Here is an 11,291-nt window from a genome sequence, read left to right on the forward strand (position 1 = left end):
GCTAGAGCCGTCCCCGGGGCCCCGGCCCCGGCCCCCGCCGCACGAACGCCGGCCCGCCACGGTCACCCGTGACGGGCCGGCGTTCTCGCTGCCGGGGACGCGCGGCCGCGCGGCGGACCTACTTCCCTTCCCGCCCCGCCGCGATCTGCCGCGACATGATCGTCGTCAGCTCGTACGCGGTGTGCGAGGCGGCCACGCAGGTGATCTCCGCATGGTCGTACGCCGGAGCGACCTCCACGACGTCCGCCGAGACCAGGTTGCAGGACGACAACCCGCGCAGGATCTCCAGGAGTTCACGGGAGGTGAGGCCGCCGGCCTCGGGGGTGCCGGTGCCGGGCGCGTGCGCCGGGTCCAGCACGTCGATGTCGATGGAGATGTACAGCGGACGGTCGCCGATGCGCTGGCGCAGCTGGTCGGCGACCTCGTCCACGCCGCGGCGCATGACATCGGCCGAGGTGACGATGCCGAAGCCCATCTTCTCGTCGTCGTCGAGGTCCTTCTTGCCGTAGAGCGGGCCGCGGGTGCCGACGTGGGAGAGCGCGGAGGTGTCGAGGATGCCTTCCTCGACGGCACGGCGGAACGGGGTGCCGTGGGTGTACTCGGCGCCGAAGTAGGTGTCCCAGGTGTCCAGATGGGCGTCGAAGTGCAGCAGCGCGACCGGGCCGTGCTTCTTGGCGACCGAGCGCAGGAGCGGCAGGGCGATGGTGTGGTCGCCGCCGAGGGTCATCATCCGGGCGCCGGAGGCGAGCAGGTCGTCGGCCGCGGCCTCGACCGTCTCCACGGCCTCGTTGATGTTGAACGGGTTCGCGGCGATGTCACCGGCGTCGGCGACCTGGGCGAGCGCGAAGGGGGACGCGTCCTGGGCCGGGTTGTACGGCCGCAGCAGGCGGGACGCCTCGCGGATGGCGTTGCCGCCGAAGCGGGCGCCGGGCCGGTAGGAGACGCCGGTGTCGAAGGGGACACCCACTACAGCGACATCGGCCCGGCCGCCGACCTCGTCGAGGCGGGGCAGCCGCGCGAACGTCGCGGGCCCGGCGTAGCGCGGGACACGGGAGGAGTCGACGGGGCCCACGGGCCCGGTGGAGGTGGAGGTCATGAAGGTGAGGGTAGGGACGGCCGGGCGATTCCCCCATGGACATTTGCGACGAGCGAGCCGGAGGCGTTCGACATTTCGGCCAGCCGCACGCAGAAGCCCTGGCACCCCGGTGACCTGCCCTTCCTCCCCTGCACCCGGCGACCTCGCCACCCCACTCCCCCCACCCCGGTGTCCGGGCTGCGGAACCGTCCGGCCCCGGCTCATCCCTGCGGGCACAATGGGCGCTATGCCGATAGCCTCCGCAGCCCCCGCCCCCACGCGCGCCGAACTCGTCGATCATCTCGTACGGACCCGGATCGCCGGTGAGGTCGCCACCCCCCGCGAGAACAACCTCTCCCACTACCGCAGACTCGCCAACGGCGACCGCCACTACTGGTTCGGCCTGGAATTCGGCGACCGGTGGACGGACGAGCAGGACGTCCTGGCCGTGATGGCGGAGCGCTGCGGGGTGAACGACGACCCGCACCACCGGCAGGGGCAGGACACCATCGACCCCGAGCTGACGCTGGACGCGCTGGACCGGGCGGCCGCGGTGCTGCGCAAGGCGGCGGCCGACCGGCAGCGGGTGCTGTTCGCCACCGGCCATCCGGGCGGGCTGCTGGACGTGCACCGGGCGACGGCCGAGGCGCTGCGCGCGGCGGACTGCGAGATCGTCGTCATCCCGGACGGGCTGCGGGCGGACGACGGCATGGTCTTCCAGTTCGGCGACGTCGCGATGCTGGAGCGCGGCGCGACGCTGTGGCACACCCACTCCCCCGAGCCGATGGCCGCGATCCTCGACGGCCTGGAGCGGGAGGGCCGCCCGCTGCCGGACCTGGTGGTGGCCGATCACGGCTGGGCGGGCTGCGCCGGCCAGCGCGGCCTGGACGCGGTGGGCTTCGCCGACTCCAACGACCCGGCCCTCTTCCTCGCCGAGTCCGAGGGCACGGTACAGGTGACCATCCCCCTGGACGACCACGTCCTGAGCCCGCGGCATTACGACCCGCTGACGGCTTATCTGCTGGATGCGGCGGGGTTGGTGGGCTGAACGTCTCCTGGTCGACGGGCGGCATGGAACACAGCGGCCAGTCAGAGCTGGAAGCCCGTCCACCGCTCCCCAGTGCCCGAACGGGCCGGTTGCGTTCCTCACACGGCCCAGGAGTCGGCCGGGTCGTCCAGCCACACCCGCTGCCCCTCCGCTGCGACGGTGAGACCGAACCGGGTGTGGCTCGGCTCGCCCCGGCCGACCCACCATCGGAGAGCCGCCTCCACTTCGTCCCACAGGCGACGCGGCCCCGACTGGTAGACCGTGGCCTCCGGTTCGCCGCTGCGGAAAACAGCGGCGGCCCACGAGCGGCTCGTCAGGTCGAAGAACCACGCCCTCGCGGTCCCCCCGTCCGGCCTGTTGATGACATGGGCACAGTCCGGCACACACAGCCCCATGACGAACCGTGCGGGCTCGTATCGGTCCCCCAAATCCGTCAAAGCGACGGTCGTGCTGGAGACGTCGGCGTCGCCGGGGAAATCCGGAACGTGTTCCCTGAACCGGTTCCAGTCCAGGCGCTGATCCCGCAGCTTCATGAACTCGACCATGCGCAGGAACGGTCCCGACGCGGAGCCGTCCTCCCGCACGGTCAACCGGGCAAGTGCGTCCTGGTCGCTGTAATGGGTGCCCCAGGGGGCGAGGATGACCCCGCCCGGCCGTGACTGCTCCAACCAGCGCGGCGGAACCGCTCGCACCCCTGCCGTGACGATCACCCGGTCATACGGCGCCCCGTCCGGCCACCCGTCCCCACCCTCCCCGTGGACCGTCTCGGGTGGAGTCCGGCGCGCAGCAACGCTCCTCGTGCCTGTTCGGTCACCGCCTTGTCGATCTCGACGCTGACCACGTTCCCGCTGCCCAGTCGGTGAGCGAGGAGGCCGGCGTTCCACCCCGTGCCGGTGCCGACTTCGAGCACCCGCATACCTTCGCTCACGTCCAGGTCGCGCAGCATCGCAGCCACGACTGACGGCATGCTCGCCGAACTGGTCGGCACCGTTCCGGGCTCGCTACCCGTGTGCTGTCCGTCGTCCCATTGGGTGACGAGCGGGACGTTCGCATACGCGGTCAGCTCCCACGCTGCGGGGTCGCTGCTCCGGGAGACGGGCACACTTCGGCCGGTTGCCATGTCATGGGCCCAGACGAGATCCGGCAGGAACAGCGAGCGGGGAACGGCTCTGAATGTCTCCGCCCAATCGGACGTCAGGGCTCCCGCTTCGCGGAGGGAGCGCGCCAGCTCGTCACTGGCGCGGTGCTCCTGTTGAGAGTTGAGCCTCACTTGCGATGCGTCCCGTCGCCGGGCGGCATGTCACCGTCCGGGGGCGGCGGCGGGGGCGGCGTCCAGGGCTGGCCGGGGTGCCCGTCCCCGCCGTCTCCTCCTCCGCCTTGCTGCCCGCCCTCGGCAGCGGTGGTGATCTGCAGGCCCATCCCGGACCTCTCTTTCATTCAGTGCGTGGTGCCCTGTACTTGCTACCCGCCGGTGCTCAGCCGCTCGCCCCTGCTCCCCGCGACACGGCGCACGTCCCGCAGCGCCGCACTCAACTGCTGTCCGAGGAAGCGGAGTTGCCGATCGGTCGCGGTGTCGTCCCCGAGCATGTCGGCCGCGTGATCGAGCAGCCCGTCCGCCATCTCCAGCTGTACGTCTTCCATCCGGTCCGCGACACGGGAAAAGCCGCTCTCACCTCTGCCGTCGCTCAGCAGGATGCAGGTCTTGCCGTCGGGGCTCACCCACGGCAGCAGGCGCGTGGTCGGCGACTCGCTCATCGCGCGACCGCCTCTGCCACCGGGGCGAGACCGGGCCGGTCGGAGCCGCGGCCCTGATTCTGCCCACAGGACCGAGGAAATCGGCATTGCCGCGAAAGGCACACGGACACGGGGAACCACCGCCTTGCTCCTTGGCTACACGATCAGCTGAGACCATATCGCTATTCACGAAAAGCAACAAGGTCTCGCGTGGTGGGTGGTGGCCGCAAGGCGTCGCATACCGTGTAGGCGAAGGGTTGGGAGCACCAATCGCCAGGAGGACGCGTGGGTACCAGCGAGTGGGTCAGCACCTCGATGCCGTATCTGACACCCCGTGAGAAGGGGCAGTCCGATGCCTGGGGCGCGGAGACCGCCGCCCGTGGCCGCCGCGGCAGTCAACGCATCGTGCACGCCGGGGAGATCGCGGCACCGGCCGGGATCGCGGAACTCCTGGGCATCGCGGAGGGCGAGAGCGTCGTCGTACGCCGTCGCGTGATGTATCTCGACGACGCACCCTGCGAACTGACCGACACCTACTATCCCGCCCATATCGCCCGGGGAACCCGTCTGGCCGGGACCGCCAAGATTCCCGGCGGCGCGATCTCACTCCTCGCCGACCTGGGGCACGTCGGCGCCAGGGTCCAGGAGGACGTCCTCGCCCGGATGCCTGGCCACGAGGAGCGCGAGGCGCTGCGGACCGGCGCCGACGAACCGGTGCTCCAGCTGACCCGGGTCACGCTGGACGCACACGGCCGGCCGATCCAGGTCGACAGAATGGCGATGCCCGGACACCGTCAGCGGCTGCGCTACGAGATCAAGATCGGATGACTGTGTCGAGAACCGAAGACGACGCGCACGACCGGCGTTCCCTGCACGAACGGATCGCCGCCGACCTCCGCGACGAGATCATGAGCGGTGATCTGGAACCAGGCGCGAAACTGCCGTCCACGACGCACCTCAAGGAACGGTTCGATGCCTCCAGCGCCACCGTGCAGAAAGCGCTCCACCTGCTCAAGGACGAACGCCTGGTCGTGGGTCGCGCCGGAGCGGCGGTGACGGTGCGGGAGCACCGGCAGCAGACCGTACGGCCCGCTTCCTTCATGGCGCCGGCCGGCCCCGGCGAGCAGTACCGCTGGCTCAGCGAGGCGACGAAGCGCGGAGGCCGGGCGCGCAGTGAGCTACTGGAGGTCACCGAAGCCACGCCGCCCAGTGATGCCGCAGCGGCCCTGGGCCTCCCGGACGGCGGCACCGCGCTGCTCCGCCGCCAGATTCTCTTCATCGACGACGAACCGGTCGAACTGGTCACGTCCTACTACCCGTTGGACATCGCCCGCGGTACCGCGATGACGGAACGCCGCAGGATCAAGGGCGGGACGCCCACTCTCCTGGCCGAGCTGGGCTACCCGCCCCGTCTCAGCGTCGACCGGGTCTCCGCCCGCGTACCCACCCAGGAGCAGTACGAGGCCCTCCGCCTTCCCAGCAGCCTGCCCGTCCTCCGTACCCTGCGAGTGATCTACAGCGACGATGAACGGCCCATCGAGGTCACGATCATGGTCAAGGCCGGCCATCTCCATGAACTCCAATACGAGTTCACGCCGGTGTGAGGCCGAGGAGGGCGCACCCCCGCGGCACCCGGACAACCCACCCCTGGATCACTGACCACCGCCAACTGCCCTCCGCCGTGAAGATGCGGCCCTCGCCAGCGAAGAGGGCACCGACCGACGAGAAGACCGCGTTCCCGCGCCGCCCTTCTCATTCCTCGCCGTGCGCTGCGCCGTCCGGCCTGTCGACCCCCGGTTTCTTGCCGACACCCCGGACCTCGCTCTGTCGCTCTCAACAGCTGTGGATGACGGACGCGAGGTGTTTCAGGGGCTCCCGTACGAATGGAAGGCAGTGAAGAAATGGGCGAGTTCCCTGGTTTCCCCACAGCCGCCGTTGCCACCATCGAAGCGGTCTGCGGCATTCCGGTCGAACTGAAGGAGATCTCCTACCGGCGTGGCGCGGCGGTGTGGAAAGCGACCGGCCCGGATGGGGCGGTCGCGGTCAAGGCCGGCGACAGCGAAGGTGCGGCCGTCACTCAGCGGGAGGCAGCGGTCCTCGATGCGATCGGTTGGCCCGACTACCTGCTGGGCTCCGGCGAGGGTGAAGGCGTCGCGTGGTTGGTGACCCGCTGGTTCAAGGGGCCGTCGACCTGGCATGCGTTCGCGCCTGTGCGGTCTGACGCGGACGGGAAAGCAGCCGCCCTGTCGGCCTCGGTGGACCTGTGCCGAGCCGTCGCCGCGCTGCACTCCTCCGCCTGGGTCCATGCCGACCTCCAGCCCTCGCACGGCATCCACACCGACCACGGCGTACGGCTGCTCGACTGTTCCTGGTCCTGGCGCGAAGGTACGGAGCCGGTCACCGGTTTCCGCGGCGGCCTCACCCACCTGGTAGCGCCGGAACTGGCGGCATCCATCAATGCCGGTATCCAGCCGGTCACCCCCACTACCGCCACCGATGTGTACGCCCTCGCCTGCTCGCTGTGGACCTGCGCCACCGGCCGCTGGCCACTGGACTACGCCGCGGCCGGGATCGAGCCCGGCCGGCTCACCCCGGCAGAAATCCGCGCGCACATCGCCCGTCGCCGCGTCCCCCTCGCCACCGCAGTTCCCTGGCCTGCGTTCCAGGACATCCTGCGGCCGGTCCTCCTCGGCGAAGCAACCGAGCGACCCACCGCCGTCGAACTCGCCGAAGCACTGGCAGAGGTGACCACGTGATCACGCTGCGGGAACTCGCCATGGATGACGGTCCCGCACCCCATCCGAGCCACCTCGGATGGATCTGCCGTTGCCCGGCCTTCCGGCAACTCAGATGGTCGAGCCGGACCCGGCACAGCCACGAAGACGTGCACCGCCTCGTGGACGCCGGCTGGACCATCAGCGCTATTGGCCGGAGGCTGAACCTGGACCGCAAGACCGTGCGACGCTTCCGCGACACCGACCTCGACCAACTCCTGGCCTGCGCCCGCGACCGCCGCCCGGCCGGAGTGCTGGAAACGTTCAACCAGCGCGGACACCTGGAGGGCAATGTATGGACGCGCGTCCTTCACGCTCCCTTCGGACCCGGATCCTCACCCAGCCATGAGCTTCACGGAACTGCGGTCAGAGCCAGTTCCCGACGTCGACCACGCCAAGGCCCGCGTGTTTCAGTGCGGACAGAAACCCGTCCGCACTCAGTGGAGTTGCCACGCTCGGTTCGCCTTCTCCCCGTGCCTATAAGGCAGTCGGCCGGGCCGGGCGGTCGCCGCGGTCGGTCCCTCGGGGAGCGGTCTCAGGGGTGGAGGGTCACCCAGTCATCATGCCCAGCGGCAGGGACGGGCGATGTTCGTGGCGAGGCGTTCGAGCCGGTGCTTCCCCGGAGCCTGGTGTACGGGAGTGGCCGGAATTCGCCCCCGGATTGAACCGCTCCGGCGAAGCCCGGCGTCCTCATGATTGCGAACGGGTGAGCCAGTGCTCCTTCATTGCGAACTCGTATCGCCATGATCCACCAGCGTTAGGACTTACAGCCATGAAGCATGCTCTCCGCACCGGACTGGCCGCCGCAGTAGCGGCCACAGCCCTCGCGGTAGCCGTCTCCCCAGCCGTCGCCGCCAACGCCAAGCCCGACCAACCGGCGAAGTCGCGTTATCAGCTTGACACCCGTGCGTCGGCAAACCCGAAGCAGATCAACACCAGCGCGTACAACCGGGCCCGGAGCCTCCTGGCACACGCCGGCAGCATGATGGCGGCCAAGTCTCATCCCATCCACGGCGTTAGTTCCGTAGCGGTCCATTACGGCACCGACATCCTGGCTGAGTCGCGGGACGAGTTCCGGGCCCTGGACGCGAGTGCTCCGATCAAGCGGTCGGGCATGTCGATGGCCCACTGGGACGCCATCCGCCGCGCGGCGGAGGCGATGGGCATCACCCGCTGGTGACCTTGCCGATGGTGTACCGGCCGTGCCGCGGCCGGTGCACCATCGACCTGCAGACGCCGCTTCCGCGACACCGACCTCGACCAGTTGCTGGTCTCCGCCCGCGACCGCCGCCCCAACGGCGTCCTGGAGCTGTTCAAGGCATACCTCAACGCCCGCTTCACCGAAGCGCAGGGCCAGGTCAGCGGCACCTGTCTCTTCCTGGAGATCCGTGAGCGCGGCTACCAAGGCAGCCGGCAGGTCGTTCGCAAGCACCTCGCCACCCTCCGAGCCGGCACCGCCGGACCCGTCCGAGCCGACATCCCGAGTCCTCGCAAGATCACCTCATGGATCATGCGCCCACGCGAGACATTATTGACCGAAAGCCAGGAGGAACGACTCCCCCGATATCGCCCGCGCCTGCGACCTCGCCCGGACCTTCGCCGACCTCGTCCGCCACCAGCGCGGACACCTCCTGCTCGAATGGATCCGCCAGGCCGAGCAGGACGCCCCGAAACCGATGAGCGGGTTCGCCGGCTTCCTCCGCCGCGACCTCGACGCCGTCACCGCCGGCCTCACTCTCACCTGGAGCTCAGGCGTCGTCGAAGGCCACGTCAACAGGATCAAAACGCTCAAGAGGGCAATGTATGGCCGCGCGTCCTTCACGCTCCCTTCGGGCCCGAATCCTCATCCAGCCATGAGCTTCACGGAACTCCGGTCAGAGCCCGGCTGCGACAACGCAACGACCGGAACACCACCCGGGACCGCTCCCCCGCGCCATCACCCGCCTACCCACTACTACCTACGTCCGCGGCACCCGGATGACCCCCTCCTGAATCACCGACACCGCCAACTGCCCCTCCGCCGTGAAGATGCGGCCCTTGCCCAGGCCGCGGCCGGACTGGGCCGTCGGGGACTCCTGGTCGTACAGGAGCCAGTCGTCGGCGCGCAGGGGGCGGTGGAACCACATCGCGTGGTCCAGGCTCGCGCCGACCACGTCGCCCACCGCCCAGCCGCCGCGGCCGTGGGCGAGCAGGATCGAGTCCAGCAGGGTCATGTCGGAGACGTAGGTGACCAGGCAGATGTCCAGCAGGGGGCGGGTGACGGTGTCGCCGCAGCCGGCGCCGTCGGCGAGCGCCTTGTCCAGGTCGCCGTTGGTGCGGAACCAGACCTGGGACCGCGGCTCGCGCACCTCGCCGACGGTGACGTAGGGCGGCTCGTCGACGTACCGCAGGTCGATCGCGGCCCGGGCCTCCAGCAGCCGCTCGGCGACGGCCGGGGTGAGGAACCGTCCGGCGTGCCGCGGCAGTATCTCGGCGGGGGTGGGCAGGGTCAGCGGGTCCGGCGCCGGCGGCATCGGCTCCTGGTGTTCCAGGCCTTCCTCGGCGGTCTGGAAGGAGGCCGAGAGGTGAAAGATCGGCTGGCCGTGCTGGACGGCGACGACCCGGCGGGTGGTGAAGGACCGGCCGTCGCGGATGCGGTCGACGGTGTAGACGATGGGCGCGCCGGGGTCGCCGGGGCGCAGGAAGTAGGCGTGCAGGGAGTGCGGCGGCCGGTCGGCGGGGACCGTGCGCCCGGCCGCGACCAGCGCCTGGGCGGCGACCTGGCCGCCGAAGACGCGGGGCACGACCGAGGCGCGGCTCTCGCCCCGGAAGATGTCCTGCTCGATCCGCTCCAGCGCGAGCAGATCGAGCAGATCGAGCAGGGACCGCTGGGCGTCGTTCACGTGCGAGGGCCCTTGCGGCTCAGAGGCCCATGGACTTGGCGATGATGGACTTCATGACCTCGCTGGTGCCGCCGTAGATGCGGTTGACGCGGTTGTCGGCGTAGAGGCGGGCGATGGGGTACTCGTTCATGAAGCCGTAGCCGCCGTGCAGCTGGAGGCAGCGGTCGATGACGCGGTGCGCGACCTCGGTGCAGAAGAGCTTGGCGGAGGCGGCCTCGGCCGGGGTCAGCTCGCCGGCGTCCAGGGCCTCCAGCGCGCGGTCGGCGACGGCCTCGGCGGCGTCCACCTCGGCCTGGCAGGCGGCCAGTTCGAACTTGGTGTTCTGGAAGGAGGCGACCGCCTTGCCGAAGATCGTGCGCTCCTGCACGTACTCCTTGGCGAACCGGACGGCGGCCTTGGCCTGCGCGTACGCGCCGAAGGCGATGCCCCAGCGCTCGGAGGCGAGGTTCAGGCCCAGGTAGGCGAAGCCCTTGTTCTCCTCGCCGAGGAGGTCCTCGACCGGGATCTTGACGTCGACGAAGGCCAGCTCGGCGGTGTCGGAGATCCTCAGGCCGAGCTTGTCCAGCTTGCGGCCGACGGAGTAGCCGGCGGACTTGGCGTCCACGGCGAAGAGCGAGATGCCGAAGCGGCGGTCGTCCTCGCGGGGCGCGGCGGTACGGGCGCACACGATGACGCGGTCGGCGTGCACACCGCCGGTGATGAAGGTCTTGGCGCCGTTGAGGACATAGTGCGTGCCGTCCTCCGACAGCTTCGCGGTGGACTTCATGCCCGCGAGGTCGGAGCCGGTGCCCGGCTCGGTCATCGCCAGCGCCCACATCTCCTCGCCACTGACGAACTTCGGCAGGAAGCGCTTCTTCTGCTCGTCGGTGGCGAGCATCTGGAGGTACGGGAGGCCCAGCAGCACATGGACGCCGGAGCCGCCGAAGGTGACGCCCGCGCGGGCGGTCTCCTCGTAGATCACGGCCTCGAACTTGTGCGAGTCGATGCCGGCGCCGCCGTACTCCTCGGGGACGCGGATTCCGAAGACGCCCAGCTCGGCGAGCTTGTAGTAGAAGTCGCGCGGGGCCTGGCCGGCGGCGAACCACTCGTCGTGGACGGGGACGACCTCGGCCTCGATGAAGGCGCGTATGGTCGCGCGGAACGCCTCGTGATCCTCGTTGAACACCGTACGGCGCATTGCTACGTCGCCTCCTCCAGGTCGCCGGACCAAGCGCATGGCTAAGCGCTTGCTCAGTGAAAGCTACCCGTCAGTCACCAAGGCTGTCCAGAGGTCAACGAAAACCCGTGCGGGCCGGGACCGCCCTACGCGCCCGGCGCCGCCGTCACGACCGGCGATCCCACCTCCGCGCTTCGCGCCGAAGCGTAAACAATCCGTCATCCGCCGACCATTTCCACAGGAAGCCGTTGATCACCACCGATGAGCCATTTAGCATCAACTCATGGCGGATCAAACGGCAGTTGTAGAAGTCCATGTCAAACCGTCACTTATTGCATCGTGGTTTCACCACCTGCTGACGAATCCGGTCATTGAGGTCGACGGCCAGGAATATGCCGCGAAATGGGGCACGTCAAAGGTCACTGTGACTCCCGGCACACACCGCATCAGTGTGTATTTCCGCTATCGCGGACAAAAGAGCGCGCGGCTCGCCGAGGCGAGCAAGGAGTTCTCGACGGTCGAAGCGCCGTCGGGCGTGCGTGTCACGGCCAGCCTCGGTCCGCGCAACGGAAGCAGGTTCCGGTTCGAAGAACCTGTGACGAGTGGGTAGGACGGTCTCGCG

General features: G+C 69.6%; 11 protein-coding genes and 1 pseudogene. 6 read left to right on the plus strand and 6 right to left on the minus strand.

Annotated elements, in window-relative coordinates; translation table 11 throughout:
• Positions 1–118: 118 nt before the first annotated feature.
• On the minus strand, positions 119–1,096 hold the full coding sequence (gene speB, locus EST92_RS04250) for an agmatinase (protein WP_129244659.1): 978 nt from the start codon (positions 1,094–1,096) through the stop codon (positions 119–121).
• A 226-nt stretch (positions 1,097–1,322) separates the two neighbouring features.
• On the opposite strand from speB, the gene EST92_RS04255 reads away from it, so the two are divergent.
• Complete coding sequence (locus EST92_RS04255; protein ID WP_129279591.1) at positions 1,323–2,123, plus strand: phosphatase; 801 nt, start codon at positions 1,323–1,325, stop codon at positions 2,121–2,123.
• Between the two features lie 98 nt (positions 2,124–2,221).
• Here EST92_RS04255 and EST92_RS04260 read toward each other — a convergent pair.
• The 3 genes and pseudogenes from EST92_RS04260 to EST92_RS04265 all read right to left on the minus strand — a co-directional run bounded on the left by EST92_RS04260 (position 2,222) and on the right by EST92_RS04265 (position 3,878).
• Positions 2,222–3,393, minus strand: a pseudogene (locus tag EST92_RS04260) (methyltransferase domain-containing protein).
• Entirely contained in the window at positions 3,390–3,542 is a 153-nt protein-coding gene (locus tag EST92_RS31525; protein ID WP_174243917.1) for a hypothetical protein, read from the minus strand. The pseudogene EST92_RS04260 and the gene EST92_RS31525 overlap by 4 nt, the downstream one beginning before the upstream one ends.
• Positions 3,543–3,584: 42 nt before the next feature.
• Entirely contained in the window at positions 3,585–3,878 is a 294-nt protein-coding gene (locus tag EST92_RS04265; RefSeq protein WP_129279592.1) for a hypothetical protein, read from the minus strand.
• A 264-nt stretch (positions 3,879–4,142) separates the two neighbouring features.
• On the opposite strand from EST92_RS04265, the gene EST92_RS04270 reads away from it, so the two are divergent.
• The 4 genes from EST92_RS04270 (at position 4,143) to EST92_RS04290 (ending at position 7,811) form a co-directional block, all read left to right on the plus strand.
• The gene (locus EST92_RS04270; RefSeq protein WP_129279593.1) at positions 4,143–4,685 is read left to right on the plus strand and encodes a UTRA domain-containing protein; all 543 of its coding nucleotides are present in this window, start codon (positions 4,143–4,145) and stop codon (positions 4,683–4,685) included.
• On the plus strand, positions 4,682–5,461 hold the full coding sequence (locus EST92_RS04275; RefSeq protein WP_129279594.1) for a GntR family transcriptional regulator: 780 nt from the start codon (positions 4,682–4,684) through the stop codon (positions 5,459–5,461). Before EST92_RS04270 ends, EST92_RS04275 begins: the two co-directional genes overlap by 4 nt.
• A 297-nt stretch (positions 5,462–5,758) precedes the next feature.
• Positions 5,759–6,613 (plus strand): hypothetical protein, encoded by an 855-nt coding sequence (locus EST92_RS04280; RefSeq protein ID WP_129279595.1) that lies wholly within the window; start codon positions 5,759–5,761, stop codon positions 6,611–6,613.
• A 790-nt stretch (positions 6,614–7,403) separates the two neighbouring features.
• Positions 7,404–7,811 (plus strand): hypothetical protein, encoded by a 408-nt coding sequence (locus tag EST92_RS04290; RefSeq protein WP_129279596.1) that lies wholly within the window; start codon positions 7,404–7,406, stop codon positions 7,809–7,811.
• 778 nt (positions 7,812–8,589) lie between these two features.
• Here the strand turns inward: EST92_RS04290 and EST92_RS04300 are convergent.
• Entirely contained in the window at positions 8,590–9,513 is a 924-nt protein-coding gene (locus EST92_RS04300; RefSeq protein WP_129279597.1) for an acyl-CoA thioesterase II, read from the minus strand.
• A gap of 19 nt (positions 9,514–9,532) precedes the next feature.
• A complete protein-coding gene (locus EST92_RS04305; protein WP_129279598.1) occupies positions 9,533–10,690 on the minus strand; it encodes an acyl-CoA dehydrogenase family protein in 1,158 nt (385 codons plus the stop codon).
• A 262-nt stretch (positions 10,691–10,952) separates the two neighbouring features.
• On the opposite strand from EST92_RS04305, the gene EST92_RS04310 reads away from it, so the two are divergent.
• The gene (locus tag EST92_RS04310; RefSeq protein ID WP_129279599.1) at positions 10,953–11,279 is read left to right on the plus strand and encodes a hypothetical protein; all 327 of its coding nucleotides are present in this window, start codon (positions 10,953–10,955) and stop codon (positions 11,277–11,279) included.
• Positions 11,280–11,291 lie beyond the last annotated feature (12 nt).

The organism is Streptomyces sp. TM32 (assembly GCF_004122755.1).
Taxonomy (GTDB): Bacteria; Actinomycetota; Actinomycetes; order Streptomycetales; family Streptomycetaceae; genus Streptomyces; species Streptomyces sioyaensis.